Source organism: Actinoplanes sp. NPDC026670 (genome assembly GCF_040638175.1).
In the GTDB taxonomy this organism is placed as follows: Bacteria; Actinomycetota; Actinomycetes; order Mycobacteriales; family Micromonosporaceae; genus Actinoplanes.
Genome location: NZ_JBEZXU010000029.1, coordinates 16030 through 34600 on the forward strand (window position 1 = coordinate 16030; position 18571 = coordinate 34600).

The following is an 18571-nucleotide window of genomic DNA, read 5'->3' on the forward strand; positions in this document are numbered from 1 at the left end:
GAACACAGCTAGTCATTCCTGCCCGGCCCCCTTCCACCCCGTCGGATCATCCCGCCCCGGAAGCCAGACAGAGGGCAGCCGCCGACGCCTGCACCCGGAAGCCAGACAGTGGCAGCCGCTGAAGCTTCCGCCCGGCCGCCGAGCAGAGCCTGCCGTTGGTGCCTGCACCCGTTGATGCCTCCATTCGGCCGCTGAGCGGAAGCTGCCAATTACGCCCCCATTCAGCCGCTGAGCGGAAGCTGCCGTTGACGCCTCCATTCGGCCGTAGAGGGGAAGCTGCCGTTGACGCACCCCATTCCGGCCGCTGAGCGGAAGCTGCCGTTGACGCTTCCGCCCGGCCGCTGGGCAGAGTCGGTCGGCTGCGCCGGAGCCGGTGTCAGCGGAACGACCACCGCTGGTTACCGCCGCCGGCGCAGGTCGTGACGATGACCGCGTTGCCTGGCCGGGCCCCCACGTAGGGGTCGGTCAGGCAGCGGCCGTTCGCCGCGTTCGTCAGAGTGCCATCGCTCAGCAGTTGCCATTGTGCGGTCGTGCGCCCGTCACAACCGGTCAACTCGACAGTGCCGTCACCCACGAGATAGGCGCACAGGCCGAGCACTTCCAGGGTGCGGTTCGAGTTGAGCTTCCAGCGTTGCGGACTGGTGCCGTTGCAGTCGTCGATGTGGACGTCGCTGCCCTCAGCGGCGGTGCCGCCACGCAGGTCCAGGCACAGCCCGTTACCGGTGACCAGCAGCCCGCTCCCGCTCGCGATCGCCGTGGGCAGCAGATCGATGGGGGCCACCGGCGCCACCGGCGTCGTGCTGCTCGAACCACCGGCCGTCGACCCGGCTGACGGATTCGCCGAAGCCCCACCGGTGGCCGCGGACGTGACCGCCGTCCGGGTCGGCCGTTTCGACGAGACCGTCTCACCGCCCGCGCCGGGACCGGTGACCTGGCCGTCATCCTGGGGTTCGCTAGGCACGACACCCTCCGACGTGGCCGGCCCCACCGCGGCCGGCAACGACTGCCCAGGCACCGACACCCAGCTCTCCTGCCGATCGCTGGGCCGCAACACCACATACCCGGCGATCGTGACCAGCGCAACCGCCGCAGCCCCACTCAACAACACGATCCGACGCCGCCGATTGGCGCCCGCACCCTCCGGCGCACGCTCGGGATCCTCAGCCAGAACACCGGGAACCGTCGGCAACAACTGCGTGGGCATCTCGCCGGCCCGCTGCTCCACCGGCCAGGTCGACGCCGACGAAGGTGGCTCCTGCCGAGCGCCGTCCGGCAGAACGAACGGACGCACCAGCAACGGATCACGTTCGTCGCCCACTTGGCGTTGCCACCCCCGGTCTCGGTACCGGTGCCCCAACTTACCGTCATTCAGCGACCGGCGTGGGGACCGTTCAGTCGAAGTTCGTCGTTATCTGCCCGCCCAGAACCAGCTCCCCTGGTCACCGCAGCCCTCAACCCGCAGCCCGGAGCCCTCGAGCCCGCCGTCCCATGCCGGAGCTCGCGGCCCGTACCCCACGTCCCGGAAGCCCGCGGCCCGCGGCTTATAGTCCGGAGCTCGCGGCCCGTAGTCCGTAGGTGGCTGCCCGGAGCCGCGAGCCCGAAGCCGGAGCCCGGAGCCGCGAGCCCGAAGCCGGAGCCCGGAGCCCGGAGCCGCGAGCCCGGAGCCCGGAGCCGGGAGCCCGGAACCGCGAGCCCGGAGCCTGGAGCCCGTGGCCCGAAGCTCCGGCGAGCCGGGAGCCCGTGGCCGACTCCCCGAAGCTCCGAGTCCGGACCGTCGGTGTGCGCTGTCCGCCGCGCGGAGAACGGAAGGCCGCCGTGCGAAGCGGAACGGGTCCGCTTCGCACGGCCTGGCGTCAGGACTTCCAGAACGAGCGCTTCGCGGCGGCCTTTCCGGCGGCGAACTCCTCCAGCACCCGGATCGCGGTCGCCCACCTCTCCTCCAGCGGCGTGTCGCCGCGGAGCAGGGTGATCAGCTCCCGGACCGGGTCGAGTGCGGTGTCGGTGACCGGCTCGAGCAGAACCGTGAGGCGACTGACCAGGTCGTCGAGCAGATCACGGCGGTCCAGTGACGGCTGGCCGACGGCCTCGTGCAGTCGCGAGACCTCGACCGCGGCGAGTTCCCGCAGTTCGTCCACGGACAGCCCGTCGCCCGAACCGGATTGGCGTGACTTCGCCTGGACCGGTGCACCGACACGGGACCGCCGCACCGCTCCGGTGAACCCACGTGGCATCGCAGCCGCGCTCTCGGCGGCGGAATCGGTCCGGGCCGTGGCCTGCCCACCACCACCGGCGCCGGCCGGCGGTGCGGACGTGTCGGCGACGCCGAAGGATGCCGGTTCGGCAACGGACCAGACGGCGCTGTCGGCTTCCGGAGCGGCACCCACCGTCGCCTCGTCGGCGAGCGTGTCACGGGCGACCGCACGCTTGGCGCGAGTCGGCATGAACCCGGGCCGGCTCGGCATCGGCGCACCCGGGGCGGGCGCAGCGGGCGGCGGCATCGGCGGAACCGCGCCGGCCACTGCCGCACCGACGGCGCCGGGGAACGGCGACGATGACGCCAGGTAGACCGGCGCCGGCATCGGGGGAGCGGTGGACTCCCACCCGGACGGCATCTCGACCGGCTGGGTGACCTTGCGGGTCTCGCCGCCCTCGTTGACGACCCGGGCGTCAACCGCCACGAATGCGGTGAACCGGCACAGCACACCGAACCGCAGCGACGTGCCGACGATCTCGGTCTCCAGCGAGAGATCACCTGACGCGTACGCATCCTCCAGGTCGCGCAGCCGGGCCCGTGCCCACAGCGAGGTGACAGCCGTCTCGGAGCGCTGCTGAACCGCGACAGAGGTGCGGAACTCCTGGTCGTCACGGGTACGGCCGGTCACGGTGAGCGCACCGCCGGGCGCACCGGTGTAGCGGCCGGTGATCACGAGCGGCACCCCGGGGTAGAGACCGGGCAGGCGCGCCGGGCTCCGCGTGCCGTCGGTGGGCGTGAACCCGTCACCGGTGACGGCGACACCGGTGACCACCGGCGCGCCGATCCGCCGGTGGATCTGCTCCATCGCCTCGTCGAGACGGTCTTCGCTCTCCACCAGTTCGGCCCGGCCTGCGCCGATCGCGGCCAGCCGGCCGAGGAACCCGGCGTTGACCGCCCGGTCGATACCGACGGTGTGCACCCGGATCGTGCCGATCAGTGGGGTCACCTGCTTGACGATCTGATCCTCGTTGCCGACCTGACCGTCGGTGACCAGGACCAGCACACGGTCACGGCCGGGACTGTCGGCCAGCAGAGCGAGGCCGGCGGTCAGCGGGCTGAGCAGCTCGGTGCCGCCGCGCGCGTCGGCGCGGGCCAGGTGCTCGACAGCCCGGTAGCGATGCCGGTCGGTGGCCTCGGCCAGTCCGGAGCCGAGTCCGGCCGGCCGGTCGACCTCGTGATCGAAGGTGAGCACAGCGAACCGGTCATCGGCGGTCAGGGTGTCGATGACCCGGGCCGCGGCACGCCGGGCGGCCACCATCTTCCAGCCGCCCATGCTGCCGGAACGGTCCAGCAGGAGGACGACGTCTTTCGGGCGCGGGGCGACGGCGGGCTCCGGCGGCAGCACCACGAGCTGGTACGTCCCCTGCTCGCCGTCGTCGTCGGGCACCGCGACGGCGGACTCGGCGCCAGCCGCATACGCCAGCCGCAGCACGAAGTCACGGTCGGCCCGCTCGCCCGGCGCGATCCGCAGGGTCCCGCCCTGCTCGGTCACGGTGTGCAGACTGGACCGGACCTCACCGAGCTCGAGACCGGCCGGGTCGACATCGACGCTGATGGACAGCCGCAGCGGATTGGGGAACCCGGGCAGCAGGACCGGTGGCGAGATCCGCGACGCGTCGGGCACGGCGTCGGTGTCCTGCTGCTGGCCGTCGCCGGCGGACGGGCCGGGCAGTGGGAGGCCCGGCACATACCGCGGCGCCACGACCAGGGGGAACCGGAAGGTGGCCGCGCCGTCCTCATACGGCAGAGGGCCGACCAGCCGCAGCGAGACGGTGACCCGCTCGCCGGGCAGGATGTTGCCGACCCGCATGGTGAAGACGTCCGGTCGCTCCTCCTCGGCGATGGAGGCCCGCTGCCCGGCGGCGATGGCCTGGTCGTAGCGCTCCCGGGCGGCGCCGCGCTCGTGCAGCTCGGCGGTGACGACCCGGTCGGCGGCGGTCATCGTCATGCCGGTGACCGCGGCCCGGTCGGGCAGCGGGAAGACGTAGGTCGCCTCCAACGCGGTGTCGTGGGCGTTGACGAACTCGGTGGTCAGCTCGGTGCGGACCAGCAGGCCGCTGATGGAGGCGCGCACGTCGAGACGGTCCAGCGGAAGGTTGCCGCGATCGGTGAGCAGCGTGCCGAAGCCCGCGCCGGACACCTGACGGTGACGCTCCAGCTCAGCCGATCCCATCGGGTTCACGGAAATGATCATGCGGTTCTCCCATCGGTGAGCCCGCGGGAAGCGAGCAGTTCGAGCAGAGGACGGGCTGCCGCGGCGATGTCGTCGCGGTCCAAGTCGGTGGGGTGGTGGGGCAGCAGCAGGATCACGCCGTCACCGAGGGGCACCCCGGTGATCAGCGGCAGCACCGGCGGTGTCGGGCCGAGCGCCTCGACGACGGCGGCGATGTCACGCCGGGTGATGCCGGACTCGGTGTCCGGCGGGGCGCCGCCGGCGGACGCGGGGGAGAAGGCCTCCACGGTGAGATCGCCGTCGTCGGCGAAGGCGTCGGCGTTGAACGACAGTGGATCCGGCGCGGCGGGCGCCGCCTTCCAGAACGCCGGGCGGACCGGTGGCGGCGCGGCCGGCGGCTGATCGGCGCCGAGGAGCCGATCGGGCACCCGCGCGACCGCGGCGAGGGTCTGCTCGGAGGCGCCGGCGAGCTCCTCCTGGATCTCGGCCAGGGTGCGCCCGGCTGCCTGCCGCCGCTTGATCGCGACGAGCTGCAGGAGATGACGCGGCCCGTAGAGGACCGTGCGGCCGCGCGTGCCGAGTGGCCGGTCGACCAGGCCGATCGTCGTATACCACCGGATCGACCTGCGGTCGGGCAGCTCCCGGACGCGGCCGTTGGGTGCGCCCGAGTACTCCGCGGCTAGTGCCGCGCTCACCCGCTCGACCAACTGCTCCATCGTCCACATGCCAGAACAATGACACTGTCACCATGACACTGTCAATGCCATAATGGCGATCTGCCCGCCCCGCAGGCGCGGTGACGGGCAGATCGTCGGGCCGTGGGTCTACGCAGTGGGCTGATAGGGCTCGCCGTCGACCGTCAGCGTGTAGGGGGCGTATTGCGTGACCGTGCCGGTGGGCTCGTCGTAGGCGACGATCGCCACCACCTTCGGATAGTGGCGCAGCTTGGCGAAACCGCTCAGCGGCACCACCTTGACCCGGTTCTCGGCCAGCCCGACCAGGGTCACCTGCCAGTGGTGCACCGGGATCGGGTGGATCTCGGTGGGCGACTTCCAGCCGTCGAGGCTGTTGCCACCGACCGCGGTGGCGCCCACCTTGACGTCCTTGAGGTGCCACCCGCCGATGCTCACGGCACTGTCGCTGACATAGCGGAAACCCAGCAGGACCGACTTCCCGGCGTACGGCTCCAGGTCATAGGAGAGGGTGACGTCGGCGGCTTTGCCGGTGATCGCCGCGCCGAGCGGCCCCTCGACCGTCCGGTCGCCCTTGAGCATCTGATAGGTCCGGCCGCCGTCCGCCGACACTGTCACGTACCCGTAGTCGAAGTTGTCCTCCAGGCCGTAGGTCGTGGTGAACCGCAGCACCGGGTCGGTGGCCGGCACCTGCACCTCGCGGACCGCTGTCGCGTCGGTGTCCGGGGTGTTGCCGGAGAAGAGCATGTCCGAGTCCAGGGTCCAGGCCAGCGGCACCGGCGGCAGGGACGGCGCCCCCTCGAAACCGACCGTCCGCCACCCGTGCGGCAGCTTGAGGTAATCGGCGCCGTTGGGCGGCGCGCCGGGCCGGCCGTGGGCCGACGGGTTGTCCAGGTTCACCGTGGACCGCAGGCTCCGGGCGGTCACCCGCTGCCGTGGCACGCCCCGCACGACGCCGCCCGGGTTGCCGGCGACCTTGTCCACCAGCGTCATCACCTGGAAATCGTGCAGTACGTCGTGCAGGTTCTCGTCCTTCGGCAGGGCGGCCGCGACCGCCGCGAGCCCGTGGTTCTCCTTGTCCAGGTGCATCCGGGTGAGAGTCTTCGCGCCGAACCGGTCGTGGAGGTAGAGCATGAGCTGATAGGTGATGCCGTAATCGGCGAGGACCTCGTCCGGCTCGCCCTCGTTCCACAGGTTCGGCGAATTGGCCGGCCCGCCGCAGTCGCGCGGGTTCGGGTTGTAGGCGGTCTTGACGATGCCGAAACCCTGGAAGCAGACGAGGTGGTTGTCGAAGCCCCGATGCCGTACCCCGATGTCGGTCTCGGAATAACCGGCGAGACGCTGGGCGTAGTCGGCCATCCCCTCGCTGATCCACGCCTCCTCGTCCGGGTCGGTGTAGTAGGTCAGCAGGTGCTGCCACTCGTGGGCGAAGGTCGACTCGTACATCCGCGGGCGCGCCGGGCGGCTGACGCACGGATCGTCGGCGGGCTCGTGTGCCGGGTCGGCGCCGGTGCGATGCGCCCAGTCGAAGGCGTCGATCGTGATCACGTTGCGGTCGAAGAGCTCGTTGAGCTGCTCGGAGAAGAACCCGGAGATGTAGGTGAGCCGTTTCGGGAAGTCGAAGTAGTTGTCGTCGCGGATGTTGTCGACGAGTGTGACGGTCCGGTTGCCGGCCCCGGTGAAGTCGCCGGGCAGCCCGGCGTTGGTGCCGGCCCGGTCCGGCGGGGTGCTGAAGGCCTCGGTCTCCCGCGGGAAGATCACCTCGTCGAACTCGCGGACCAGCGAGGTGACCTGGGCATCGGTGACCTCGGTGGAGTTCTTGCGGCAGTCCTTCTCCGGAAAGGCCAGATCGTTGGCCACCCACACCTCGATGTGCTCGCCGACGCCCCGCAGCGTGTAGTCCTTGCGATAGACGTCGCCGTCGATCGAGTTGAGCCCGGCCCAGCTGCGGACAGTGCCGACGTCAGGCGTTCCCGCGGCGATGCGCGCGCCGGGCCGGGGCTCGTAACTGGGGACCGGGAACGGCTCACCCTCGAAGGTGAGCCGGTCCAGATCGGGTTCGAGGGTCTCACCCTCGAAAGGCGGCATCGGGGTGCTCGGCGCCGGCGGGGGATCAGTCGGTGGCGCGGCCGGCGCCGGGCCAGCAAACAACGGGATGCAAGCGGTAATTGCCGCGAAGCTGGCAAATAGGGTACGCGTCACGTCTCGGGACGCTACCTCCGATCGCCGGATCGTGACGCCAACACCGGCCGTTGTGGATCAGGAAACCTCCCGGCGGAGCACACGGACCGCCCCCAGCACCAGCGGAAGGACCACCCACACCCCGGCCGAGACCGCCAGCCGGGCCCACTCGCCGGAGGTCATGTCCGGCTCCGTCATCGCCTGCGAGGTCACATTGAGATCCAGCCACTTCGACGCATCGGCCAGCACCCGGATGCTGCCGCCCAGAATCGACCACACCGTCGGCAGCGCGAAGAAGACGACGATCGCCAGCGGAGTGTTCAGCAGCAGCGCGCCGAACGCGTTGCCCATCAGCACGAAGATCACCTGGAGCAGCAGACTCTGCCAGATCAGCGACGGGTCCAGGCTCCACGAGCCGTCACCGCCTGCCGCCGGCGCGATCAGGTTGGCCATCGCCGCCAGCAGTGCCGTGGCCGCCGTCGCGGCGACCGCGATCAGGGCGCCCGCCGCCACCTTCGCCAGCAGCACCCGGGCCCGGGCCGGCACCAGAGTGAAGGTGGCCAGCGCCGTCCGCTGCGACCACTCGCTTGTCACCGACAAGATGCCGAGCACCGGCAGCAGGACCGCCGACGGCACCAACCCGAACGTGTACAACGCCGCGAAGGTGATCTCGCTGTCGTCGCCCCAGCCCAGCAGGATCCCCGACGTCGCCACCGTGGCCAGGCCGATCACGATCAGCAGCCACATCCCGGCTCTGGTGTCGGCCAGTTTGCGCAGCTCGACCAGGGTCAGCCGGGCCATCGGCACCGGCGCGGCGGCGCTCGCCGGCACGGTCGCCGGCATGACGTCACTCGTGGTCGCGGTCATCGGTGCGCCCCTTCCGGCTCGGCGCCCGCGGTGAGGCGCAGGAACATCTCCTCGAGACCCCCGGCGCCGGCCGGCCGCAGCTCGAGCAGCACCACCCCGGCCGCGGCGGCGGCCTGCCCGATGGTCTGCGGATCGGACGGCACCAGGACACTGCCGTCCGCCGACCGGGTGCCGGTCAGACCCATCCGCTGCAACAACGCGTCCAGAGCGGCGGGATCGGTGGTCCGCACCGTCGTCCCGGCCGCGCCGAGCAGGTCCTCCTTGTCGCCCTGGGTGAGGATCCGGCCGTTGCCGATCACCACCAGCCGGTCGGCGACCACCTCCACCTCGCGCAGCAGATGCGAGGAGAGCAGGACCGTGCCGCCACGGTCGGCGAAACCGCGCAGCAGCCCGCGCATCCAGTGGATGCCCTCCGGATCCAGGCCGTTCGCCGGCTCGTCCAGCACCAGCACGGCCGGATCGCCGATCATCGCGTACGCCAGACCCAGCCGCTGCCGCATGCCCAGCGAATACGCCCGGACCCGCCGTTTCGCCGCCGTCCCGTCCAGCCCGACCCGGGCCAGCCGCTCCGGCACCCGTGCCGTGTCCAGCCCCATCGTGATCGCCGCCAGAGCCAGGACCTCCCGCCCGGTCCGCCCGGCATGCTGGGCGGACGCGTCGAGCAGCACTCCGATGTGCCGCCCCGGGTTGCCGAGCCGCCGATACGGCACCCCGGCCACCGTGGCCCGCCCCGACGTCGGCGGGGTCAGACCACAGATCATCCGCAGAGTGGTGGACTTGCCGGCGCCGTTCGGCCCGAGGAAACCGGTCACCGTGCCCGGCTCACAGGTGAACGACACGTCGTCGACGGCGCGCTGTGGCCCGTACGTCTTGGTGAGGTTTTGAACCGCAATCATGCGACCCAGAGTGAGTGAGACGCGGCGGCCGCCGCGTCGGCCGAGAGTCGATGCTCGTGAAACCTTGGTATATGCCGAAGCATCGACTTTGGTCGGTACCGGACGGTGGCCGGCCGCCCCTAGAGTCGACGGCGTGGGAGCGTCCTCGCCGGAATACCGCTGGTTGTGGCCGTCCGCGCTGGCCGCGGACCCGGCCGGGCCACTGGCTGCGCGCCGCTCCACCCGCGACTGGGTGGTCGACAGCCTCTGCTTCCTGATCGCCTTCGCCTTCACCGTCTGGATCACCGTCGAGCTGCTCGACCCGGGCTCCGAGACGACACAGACCTGGGGCGCCACACCGGTGTGGCTCACCGTGCTCGACGCGGTGACCAGCACGATCGCCGCAGTCGGCCTCTGGTGGCGGCGCCGGTTCCTGACCGTGCTGGCCGTCTACGGCATTCTGCTCACGACGTTCTCGATGGCCAGCGCCTTCACCCTGCTCATCGTCGTGTTCACCGTCGGTGTGCACAGGCGCTTCGCGGTGCTCGCCGGCTACACGGCGCTGGTCGTCGCCGCCAACGCGATCTTCGCCAGTGCCCGGCCGGAGGAGAGCATCGGCTACTGGGAGGCGTTCGGCTGGGGCGCCGTGATGACCGTGATCGCAGCGCTCTGGGGCATGATCATCCGCGGCCGCCGGCAGCTGATCGTCACCTGGCGTGACCGGGCCGAGCGCGCCGAGTCGGAGCAGCGCCTCCGGGTCGCCCAGGCCCGCGTCCTCGAGCGCACCAGGATCGCCCGGGAGATGCACGACGTCCTCGCCCACCGGATCTCGCTGCTCAGCCTGCACGCGGGCGCGCTCGAGTTCCGGCCCGGCGCGCCACCGGAGGAGATCGCCGGGGCGGCCGCCGTGGTGCGGTCCAGCGCCCACCAGGCCCTGCAGGACCTGCGGGTGGTGATCGGCGTGCTGCGCACCGGCCAACCCGAGGACGAGCAGACCCCGGAGCGGCCACAACCCACCCTGAGCGCGTTGCCCGCGCTCGCCGACGAGTCCCGGTCCGCCGGAAACCGGGTCCGGCTGGAGATCGCTCCCGCCCCCGAGTCCGTGCCCGCCGCGATCGGCCGCGCGGCGTACCGCATCGTGCAGGAAGGCCTGACCAATGCCCGCAAGCACGCCCCTGGCGCGGCGGTGCGTGTCGTCGTCGGCGGCCGGCCCGGCGAAGGCCTGAGCATCGAGGTCCGCAACCCGATGCCGATCACCGTCCCGGCCCGCCCGATCCCCGGCACGGGCATGGGCCTGATCGGCCTCGCCGAGCGGGCGCTGCTCGCCGGTGGACGCCTCGACCACGGCCGCGCCGACGACGACTTCGTGCTCACGGCCTGGCTGCCATGGCCGGCCTGAAGCCCCGCTGCCGAGCAGTCGGCGGCCGATTCGGAAGGTCCCAGATATCCGCGGTCCAGCGGGAAGGAACGACGGGGGTGGCGGTAGAGATGGGTGGACCGGGATGAGCGCGGTTCGGGTGCTGATCGTCGACGACGATCCGCTGGTGCGCGCGGGTCTGTCGATGATCCTGTCCGGTGACGACGGGGTCAGCGTGGTCGGGCAGGCCGCAGATGGGGCCGAGGTGCCGGCCGCGGTCGAGCGGCATCAGCCCGACGTCGTGCTGATGGACATCCGCATGCCCGGCGTCGACGGGCTGGCCGCGACCGAGACGCTGCGCGAGCGGCCGGGAGCACCCGAGGTGCTGGTGCTCACCACGTTCGACGCCGACGAGTTCGTGCTGCGTGCGCTGCGTGCCGGGGCGGCCGGGTTCCTGCTCAAGGACACCCCGCCGGGCCAGATCCGCGACGCGGTGCTGCGCGTGGCCCAGGGCGAGGCCGCCCTCTCACCGAGCGTCACCCGCCAGCTGATCGCACACGTTGCCGCCGGCACGTCCCATGATCCAGGCGCCGACCCGGACCGGCGCCGGGCCGAGACCCTGCTGGCCCGGCTCAGCACCCGGGAACGCGAGGTCGCGCTCGCCGTCGCCCAGGGCCGCTCCAACGCGGAGATCTCCACCGAACTGCACATGTCGGTGGCCACGGTCAAAGCCCACGTCTCCCGGGTGCTCACCAAACTCGACCTGAACAACCGGGTCCAGGTGGCGCTACTGGTCCACGATGCCGGCCTCGCCTGACCGACCAGTCCAGCGTCTTGACGTCTCCGCGATGCGGCCCTTCGCCTGGGTGATCAGTCCATTGTCTGGGTCATCTCCGCGATGCGGCCTTCGCCTGGGCGATCAGTCCAGTGTCTGGGTGATCTCCGCGATCCGCCTTTCGCCTGGGCGATCAGGCCAGCGTCTGGGTGATCTCCGCGCGGCCGGCCGAGAGGACGAGCCGCCCACGGGCCCCGTTGACCAGGGGAAGGTAGGGAGCGACATGCCCGCATTCGACGTCGGCGACGATCGGCACACCCAGACCGCCGAGCGCGTCGAGGACCGCCTCGGTCTGGCTCAGGTTGCCGGTCGGCGGAGCTGCGGTACGCCCCACGAGCACCGCCGTCGCGTTGTCGAAGAACCCGTTGAGGCGCATCCCGTGCAGGTTCCGGCAGATCGTCGCCGCGTCGTCACCGGCCGCCTCGACATAAACGAGCAGCCCGTCCGTGGTGAAACCCGACGTGTTCGCATATTCGGTGCCGGCCAGATTGCACAACGTCTCGATGCACCCGCCGATCAGCCGCCCCTCGACCTCCACGTCACCCGAGCCGTCCAGCCTGGTCCAGCCGCCCTCGGCATCCAGCACGAACTCGTCGACCTCCGGGTTCGTCCGGTAGTCGACCCAGCCCTTCTCCCGAAAACGGCCGGGCGAAGTCTGGGTGAACGACTCGCCGGGTGCCAGCGTCACGACGTCCAGCCAGGACAACAGGCCCGCCGGCGGCCGGTACGGGGTGTCCATCAGGTTGTTGCCGTGCACCGTGGCCACCCCGGTCAGCAGCGTCAACGGCGTGATGATCGTGGCCATGTCGGAGTACCCGACGAGCCACGTCGGCTCAGCCGCACCGATGGCGTCCCAGTCGAGCAGCGGCAGCAGATCGATCGCGGTCTCTCCGCCCCACGGCGGCACCACGGCCCGGATCGCCGGGTCGGTCAGCATCCGGGTCAGTTCGGCGGCACGCTGCGGTGCCGGGGCGCTCACATGCCGGGAGCCGTCCATGCATTCGCCGACGACTACCTCGTACCCACGGCTCTGCACGGTCTCGACGGCGACCTGCAGGCGGCGGCTCATGCTCTCGTCGACGCCGCTGGACGGCGAGGTGACGCCGACGAGGTCACCGGGACGCAACGGTGATGGGTACCTGATGGTCATTTCATGGATCATGGCACAGGCGGCCGGGCGCTCACTCGAAGAGGGAATGCCGGCGGCCGCCGTCGGAGCGGGCACGGGCCCGGCGCCGCAACTGGACCACCACGGCATCGACGGCGGCGGCCACCGACCAGGCGGCGAGCAGCCAGCCGGGAACGATCCAGCCCGCGCGGAACAGCAGCACGGCCAGGATCGCGCAGACGACCATCCCGAACAGTGCGAGGACCAGCCGCAGGTTCAGCGGGCTGTACGGCTCCTCGACTGTGCCGCGGCGGCCGCGAGGTTGCGCTCCGAGTGGCATCCCGGCAACCTACCCGACCCGGCCACAGCCGAAACGAACACCCGCTTCCGATCGAATACCCGCTTCCGAACGAAGGCCTGCTTCCGAACGAGGCCGTAGCGCTGCCTGCCGCCGCGCCGTGTGAAGAGCGCCGCGCCGTTTGAAGAACGCTGCCGCGCCGCGCGACGAACGCTGCCCCGCCGCGCCGCGAACAACGTGGCCCCGCCGCGCCGTGCGACGAACGCTGCCGCCCGCCGCGAGGATAGAACCGCGCCGGCGGCGCCACGCAAGGACGAACGAAACCGGCCAGAAGACCGAAACGAGCGCACGCCGGAAGATCCAATTCACCCGAACCATTCATGATCGACATTTTCCTATATCGCTCGAACGTCGTGAGGGCCATGATGGAGGCCGGTCATCGATTCAGGATCGATTCGACACGGGAGGCGCCATGTCCCAACCGGAAAGGAAGCTCGGCACTTGGCCGATCTTCGTCATCGCGGTCTCCGCGATGACCCCGCTCACCGTGGTCGCCGGCGCTCTGCCGCTCGGCTACGGCGAGGTGAAGGAGAAGGGCATCCCGGTGGCGTACATGCTGGTCGCCGCCGTGCTAGGAGTGTTCGCGGTGGGTCTGGCCGCGATGGCGAGGCATGTTCCCAACAGTGGCGCCTTCTACGCGTACGCATCGATCGGCATCTCCCGTCCGGTCGGCGTGGGCACCGCCTTCGTGGCGCTGGTCGCCTACAACGCGATGCAGATCGGTCTCTACGGCGCTTTCGGGGTGGCCACCCACAACGCATTGTCGATCTTCGGCATCGACATATCGTGGATCATCTGCGCATTGATCGGCTGGGCGGTGATCGCCTTTCTCGGCCGGCTCGACATCGATCTCAACGCCCGCATTCTCACCGTACTGGTCTGCGCCGAGGTTCTCATTGTTCTGATCTTCGACGCCGTGATGCTCGGCAACCCCTACGGCGGAACGATCACTTTCGACACCCTCAACCCCGGCCTGATCGCCACCGCGGGCGGCGTGTCACTGCTCGTCGCCGCGATCGCCGGCATGGTCGGGTTCGAAGCGCCGCTGGTCTACGCAGCTGAAGCCCGTGATCCACGGCGCACGATCGCCCGTGCCATCGGGTTCACCCTGCTGGTTGCGGCGTTCCTGTACGGCGGCACGGCATGGGCGATGTCGGTCGTCGCCGGCCCCGACAACATCGTCGTCATCGCCGGCCAGCATCTGGACGACCTGTTCTTCTTCCTCCCCGACCCGTACCTCCCGGCCGTCCTCGTCGACCTCGGCCGCATCTTCTTCGCGACCAGCCTGTTCGCCGCGATGCTCGCCTTCCACCACACCGTCGCCCGCTACGCGCTGACCGTGGCCCGCGAGGGCGTCCTGCCCGCCGGCCTGGCCCGCACTCGCGGCGGCGTGCCGGTCGCCGCCTCGACTGCGCAGTCCGTGCTGGCCCTGGTGGTGCTGATCGTCTTCGCGATCGCCACGTGGGACCCGACGACCGACCTGTTCTTCTTCGGCACGGTCTCCGGCGGCCTCGGCGTACTGGTTCTGATGACCATCGCCGCGGTGGCGGTCGTCCGGTTCTTCCGCCGCGGCGAACACGGCGAGACCCGCTGGCGCCGCGCGATCGCCCCGTGGATCTCGGTGGTCTTCCTCTCGCTGGTGCTGCTGCTCACGGTGGCCTTCTTCAGCGTCCTCCTGGACACCGACAACATCGCCAAGATCTGGTCCCCGATCCTGTCCTTCGTGGCCGCCCTGGTGGCCGGCATCATCTGGGGCCGCAAACTCCGCCGCGAACGCCCTGACATCTACGCCGTCATCGGCACCGGCCACCCGCCGCTGGCCCCCGGCGAATCCGCACCCCCGGTGATCACCGACGCCCCCACAACCGAGAGCCAAGCAACTCCTGACACCCCGCCAGCCGAGAGCCAAGCAACTCCTGGCACCCCGACAGCCGAGAGCCCGGCAACTCCTGACGCCCCGCCAGCCGAGAGCCCGGCCGTCGCGGTTGAGCGTGAGGCTGCTCCGGAGGCCCCGGCGGCCGAGCCCACGATCCCGGACGAACCCGCGACCGGACTGCCGGACGAGCCGGCGACCAGGAAACCCGGCGATCCCGTCACCGCGACGTCTGCGCCTACGGCGACGGCGACCAGCACGGACAGCAACGGCAACACGGCGGACGTCACCGCATCCGAAACCGCCGCGGCCGAGACCACCAGCGGCGGGCAAGGCTCAGCCGGTTCCCCAAACAGCAACGGGGGTACGCCGGAAGCCTCCCGCCCAGCGCCCCGTGCCCGCAAACGTGCGCCTGCCGGAACGAACACCCGTCGTCGGCCGGCCTCCACAGCCCCGCCCAGCGAGCCGGCCCCCGACACCGCCGCCGGCCAGCCGGTGAACGGCACAGCCGACAACGGTTCCGCTCCGGAGCCTGAGGCCGGTCCCGACCAGCCCGCCGAGCCGAAAGCCGCCAGCCCTCGTCCCACCCGGCGCCCGGCCCCACGTCCACGCCGTCCGCAGCCTTCCGACACCGCGGTCCCCGCCGATTCCGACTCCCCGGAAGAGCGCTGACCCACCCTGGCACGCAAGCCGGCTGCCCACCCCGCCCCATCGTCGATCTTGTTGACTTCGGACACACCTGTCTCGCCCTCGAGTTTCGCCATTTGCGCAGCGGCATTGCAGATCAGGGCCACAGCTGAAGTGAATCTTGCATTCGCCCTGGTAAACGCGATCCCCAGCGAACTCCGCAAGATCACCATGAGGCCTGATGACCTTGGGCGGCCGTCCAGAGGCGATGCCGGGAGCGGGCCGCCGAGAGCGGATCCGTCGGCCGCAGCGATGGCCGGCGCGCACGTTCGCCAGGCCGGAGCGGTGGTCAGCGCACACGTTCGCCGATCGTGTGCGCTGGCTTCGCTCTGGAGCCTGTTGTCTTTTGGGTTTGGTCGGTCTTGGGCCCGTGGGCGGGTTGGTTTCGGTTGGGCGGGGTGTGGCCTGTTGGGCCGCGTAGCGGCCCGACAGGCCTTGCCTGCCGGGTTGTCCGGTGGCGAGGTGGGTGGTGGTGATGCCGAGTTGGCGTAGGCGGAGCAGGTTGGTGACGGCGGCGGCGAGGCGTAGTTCGCTGGTGGCGGCGGTCAGGCCGCGGCGCAGGAAGTGGCGTAGCCCGCGGCGGTCTTTGAGCCAGGCGTTGCCGGGTTCGACGGTGCCGGATCGTTGCCGGTAGAGGTCACGGCCTTCGTCGGTGTTGAGGCGCTGGTCCATGTGCTGGCGGGTGACCGCGTCGGGGTGGGGTCGTTCGCGGCTGGTGGCGATGAGCCGGTCGGGTCCGGGCACGGTGAGGTTGTGGTCGCTGTCGTAGCCGGCGTCGCCGAGCAGGACTCCGATGGTCAGGTCGGTGCGGCCGGTGTGTTCGGTCAGGGCGGCGGCGATGCTGGTGACGGCGGTCTGGGTGGTCTCGTACTGGCGTAGGTCGTTGGGGTCCTGGGTGGCGGTGGCGTGCAGGAAGAAGTGGTCCTGGCTGAGCGCGGTCTGGCAGTTGTAGCCCTGCAGGTAGCCGTTACGGGTTTTCAGCAGCCGCGAGTCGGGGTCGGTCAGGTTCGCCCGTGGTGTCTTGTTCTTCTTGCTGTCCGGCTCGACAACACCAGCGGCAGCGGCAGCGGCGGCGGCGGTGAGGGCGTTGTCGTAGGCGGTGCGGGCTTTACGGACCCGGCAGTGCTGATCGACCGGGACCGGCCGGGTGCCGCTCGTTCGGCGGCCGGCGGCGCGGGCCTGCTGGTCGCGGTCGTGCCAGGCGTCGAAACGGCGTTGGATCCGGGTGCGTTCGGACTGCCAGCGGGCGTGGGTGGCCTGGACTGCGGTGACGGCTTTCGGGCGGGGCCCGGTGATCGGGGTGTCCGGGTCGGCGAGTCGTTTCAGGTAGTCGTCGGCCTGGTCGCGGGTCGCCTGTTCGCGGGCCTGTCGTTCGGTGTTCTGGGCGGCGATCTCGTCGAGGGCCTGCCGGATCCGGCGGGACCGGCCGGACCGGTCGCGCAGGTCCGGCGGTAGTTCGTCACCGCGATTGTTGCCGTGTTCGGCGTCCTCGGCGGCGTCGGTCGCGGCGGCCTGGGCGAGGTGTTGTTCGGCGAGGCGCCGTAGTGTTTCCTCGCTGCGGTTGGCGTTGCGGGCGGCGTTCCCGGCGATCTTCGTGCCGTCGAACGCGACGACGCCGAGGCGGACCATGCCCATCCGGGCTGCCAGTAGCAGGGTCTCGGTCAGCAGTGCGGCCAGTGCGGTCTCATGCTGCTGCCGGAACCGGGCCAGGACGGTGTGGTCCGGGACGTCGCCGGCGCAGATGATCCGGAACGCGACGTCGGTGTGGCAGAGCCGTTCGATCTGCCGCGACGAGCGGACACCGTGGGCCATGGCGTAGACCAGCAGGGTGAGCAGCATGTCCGGGTGGAAACCCTGCCGGCCGACGCCGCCCAGTCTTGCGCGGGCGTGGAAGGCCGTGGTGTCGAGTTGGCCGACCGCTTCGATCACGAACCAGACCAGGTGGTCTTCGGGGAGCCAGTCCGTCATCGACGGCGGCAACAGGAACGCTTGGTCACGATCGACGGGCCGGTACCACTTCGCCATCCATAAATGATCACAAACATGGATCAACACGGCTAGTCACCCGTAACCACCGAAACCAAAAAGCAACAGGCTCTCTGACGGGGACGGGCGCACACGTTGTGCCATCCGTGTGCGCCGGTCGTCGCTCCGGCGAGGGTGAAATCGCACATTGCCGCATTGTGTGCGCTGGTCGTCGCGGGTTCGGCCGAATGCCGGCGACCGCGTCTGGCCGAGCGCCGACACCACGTCGGGCCGAGCGCCGCCGACCGCGTCCAGCGGAAGGCCGACGACCAAGGCTTGCGACGACGGACACCTGTGCGCCGTCACCCAAACGATCCCCGAAATGGCGAAAATCGAGTGTCTCGCCGAAGTCCACAAGATCGACGACGAAAGGGCGCTGGCGGCGTGCGTTGGTTGAGACGAGGGGGTACTGGCGCCCGTGAGCTGGTTGAGACGAGGGGTGCTGGCGGCGGGCGCCGGTTGAGACAAGGGGGTGCTGGCGGGCGTGCGAGGGGGTGCTGGCGGCGTGAGCTGGTTGAGACGAGGGGTGCTGGCGGCGTGAGCCGGTTGAGGCGAGGGCGCGCTGGCGGCGGGCGCCGGTCGAGACAAGGGGGTGCTGGCGGCGCGCGCTGGTTGAGACGAGAGGGTGCTGACGGCGGGCGTCGGTCGAGACGCGGGGTGCTGGCGGCGTGGAAGCGGGCTGGGTGGGGCCGTGGGCGTGTCCGGGTGCCCGGCGGCCCCACCACTCGTGGCGGAATGGGCGCTACGGCTCGGAGAGCGTGCCCGGGATGGCTTGGACTGCCGGGCCGGTGAGGTGTCGTGGGGTGGCTGGGCCGGGGGTCATCGCAGCATCCCGGCTCGGAAGGCCTGTGCGACCGCGTGTGCTCGGTCGTTGGCGTCCAGTTTTCGGAACACTTTCTTCAAGTGGCTGTGAATGGTTGCCGGGCTCAGGTACAGGTCAGCGCCGATCTGCTTGTTGGTCTTGCCGTGCGAAACCAGGGTGAGGACCTGTACTTCACGATCGGTGAGTTCGCTCGTGTGGCGGGACCGGCGCGGGGCGGTCCGGAATGCATCATTCATGAAGATCGTTTTCCCGCTACCTGCACAAGTAGCGCAACCGATCATCGATAACGGTTGTGGTTGGCACACTCGCCCAGCGCGAAGAGTCAACCACGCTTCGTGACTGTCATTGACCAAGTGCCCCACTTGACTACGGAGAGTGCAGGAAGCGGGCCTAGCCGTAGCAGTGGGCGCTCCGGGCGTACCGAAGAAAGGGAAGTAAGAATGCGGGGGCCGCCGACAGCGAC

At 70.5% G+C, this 18571-nt stretch carries 12 protein-coding genes and 1 pseudogene; 3 read left to right on the top strand and 10 right to left on the bottom strand.

All coding sequences use genetic code 11. From position 1 onward, the window contains the following. Positions 1 to 376: 376 nt before the first annotated feature. From AB0E94_RS26690 to AB0E94_RS26715, 6 genes are all read right to left on the bottom strand, one after another. Complete coding sequence (locus AB0E94_RS26690) at positions 377 to 1318, bottom strand: ricin-type beta-trefoil lectin domain protein (RefSeq protein ID WP_360331002.1); 942 nt, start codon at positions 1316 to 1318, stop codon at positions 377 to 379. Between the two features lie 535 nt (positions 1319 to 1853). Next, complete coding sequence (locus AB0E94_RS26695) at positions 1854 to 4448, bottom strand: VIT domain-containing protein (protein ID WP_360331005.1); 2595 nt, start codon at positions 4446 to 4448, stop codon at positions 1854 to 1856. After that, on the bottom strand, positions 4445 to 5143 hold the full coding sequence (locus AB0E94_RS26700) for a MerR family transcriptional regulator (RefSeq protein WP_360331007.1): 699 nt from the start codon (positions 5141 to 5143) through the stop codon (positions 4445 to 4447). The genes AB0E94_RS26695 and AB0E94_RS26700 overlap by 4 nt, the downstream gene beginning before the upstream one ends. A gap of 108 nt (positions 5144 to 5251) precedes the next feature. Beyond that, positions 5252 to 7207, bottom strand: a complete 1956-nt coding sequence (locus tag AB0E94_RS26705) for a peptidase M6 immune inhibitor A (protein ID WP_360331010.1) — start codon at positions 7205 to 7207, stop codon at positions 5252 to 5254. A 171-nt stretch (positions 7208 to 7378) separates the two neighbouring features. Next, the gene (locus tag AB0E94_RS26710) at positions 7379 to 8167 is read right to left on the bottom strand and encodes an ABC transporter permease (protein WP_360331012.1); all 789 of its coding nucleotides are present in this window, start codon (positions 8165 to 8167) and stop codon (positions 7379 to 7381) included. Continuing rightward, a complete protein-coding gene (locus tag AB0E94_RS26715) occupies positions 8164 to 9063 on the bottom strand; it encodes an ATP-binding cassette domain-containing protein (protein ID WP_360331015.1) in 900 nt (299 codons plus the stop codon). The genes AB0E94_RS26710 and AB0E94_RS26715 overlap by 4 nt, the downstream gene beginning before the upstream one ends. Positions 9064 to 9196: 133 nt before the next feature. On the opposite strand from AB0E94_RS26715, the gene AB0E94_RS26720 reads away from it, so the two are divergent. Continuing rightward, positions 9197 to 10441, top strand: a complete 1245-nt coding sequence (locus AB0E94_RS26720) for a histidine kinase (protein WP_360331017.1) — start codon at positions 9197 to 9199, stop codon at positions 10439 to 10441. A gap of 103 nt (positions 10442 to 10544) precedes the next feature. Then, positions 10545 to 11216 (top strand): response regulator transcription factor, encoded by a 672-nt coding sequence (locus AB0E94_RS26725; RefSeq protein ID WP_360331020.1) that lies wholly within the window; start codon positions 10545 to 10547, stop codon positions 11214 to 11216. 151 nt (positions 11217 to 11367) lie between these two features. Here AB0E94_RS26725 and AB0E94_RS26730 read toward each other — a convergent pair whose 3' ends face one another. After that, positions 11368 to 12384 (bottom strand): S66 peptidase family protein, encoded by a 1017-nt coding sequence (locus AB0E94_RS26730; RefSeq protein WP_360331023.1) that lies wholly within the window; start codon positions 12382 to 12384, stop codon positions 11368 to 11370. 31 nt (positions 12385 to 12415) lie between these two features. Then, a complete protein-coding gene (locus AB0E94_RS26735) occupies positions 12416 to 12682 on the bottom strand; it encodes a hypothetical protein (RefSeq protein ID WP_360331025.1) in 267 nt (88 codons plus the stop codon). A gap of 430 nt (positions 12683 to 13112) precedes the next feature. On the opposite strand from AB0E94_RS26735, the gene AB0E94_RS26740 reads away from it, so the two are divergent. Beyond that, positions 13113 to 15245 carry an amino acid permease gene (locus AB0E94_RS26740; protein WP_360331028.1) on the top strand — a complete coding sequence of 711 codons (2133 nt, stop codon included), beginning with the start codon at positions 13113 to 13115 and terminating at the stop codon, positions 15243 to 15245. 516 nt (positions 15246 to 15761) lie between these two features. On the opposite strand, the pseudogene AB0E94_RS26745 reads toward AB0E94_RS26740, so the two are convergent. Both AB0E94_RS26745 and AB0E94_RS26750 read right to left on the bottom strand, forming a co-directional pair. Beyond that, positions 15762 to 17285: pseudogene (locus tag AB0E94_RS26745) on the bottom strand (transposase); the annotation flags it as partial. An 819-nt stretch (positions 17286 to 18104) separates the two neighbouring features. Next, positions 18105 to 18389: a LuxR C-terminal-related transcriptional regulator gene (locus AB0E94_RS26750; RefSeq protein WP_360331030.1), complete on the bottom strand. Its 285-nt coding sequence runs from the start codon at positions 18387 to 18389 to the stop codon at positions 18105 to 18107. Between the last annotated feature and the right edge of the window lie 182 nt (positions 18390 to 18571).

Coding starts and splice junctions, on each gene's coding strand:
- AB0E94_RS26740 (WP_360331028.1), top strand. CDS start 13,113: ATGTCCCAACCGGAAAGGAAGCTCGGCACTTGGCCGATCTTCGTCATC.
- AB0E94_RS26695 (WP_360331005.1), bottom strand. CDS start 4,448: ATGATCATTTCCGTGAACCCGATGGGATCGGCTGAGCTGGAGCGTCAC.
- AB0E94_RS26715 (WP_360331015.1), bottom strand. CDS start 9,063: ATGATTGCGGTTCAAAACCTCACCAAGACGTACGGGCCACAGCGCGCC.
- AB0E94_RS26750 (WP_360331030.1), bottom strand. CDS start 18,389: ATGATCGGTTGCGCTACTTGTGCAGGTAGCGGGAAAACGATCTTCATG.
- AB0E94_RS26710 (WP_360331012.1), bottom strand. CDS start 8,167: ATGACCGCGACCACGAGTGACGTCATGCCGGCGACCGTGCCGGCGAGC.
- AB0E94_RS26700 (WP_360331007.1), bottom strand. CDS start 5,143: ATGGAGCAGTTGGTCGAGCGGGTGAGCGCGGCACTAGCCGCGGAGTAC.
- AB0E94_RS26735 (WP_360331025.1), bottom strand. CDS start 12,682: ATGCCACTCGGAGCGCAACCTCGCGGCCGCCGCGGCACAGTCGAGGAG.
- AB0E94_RS26725 (WP_360331020.1), top strand. CDS start 10,545: ATGAGCGCGGTTCGGGTGCTGATCGTCGACGACGATCCGCTGGTGCGC.
- AB0E94_RS26705 (WP_360331010.1), bottom strand. CDS start 7,207: ATGCCGCCTTTCGAGGGTGAGACCCTCGAACCCGATCTGGACCGGCTC.
- AB0E94_RS26730 (WP_360331023.1), bottom strand. CDS start 12,384: ATGACCATCAGGTACCCATCACCGTTGCGTCCCGGTGACCTCGTCGGC.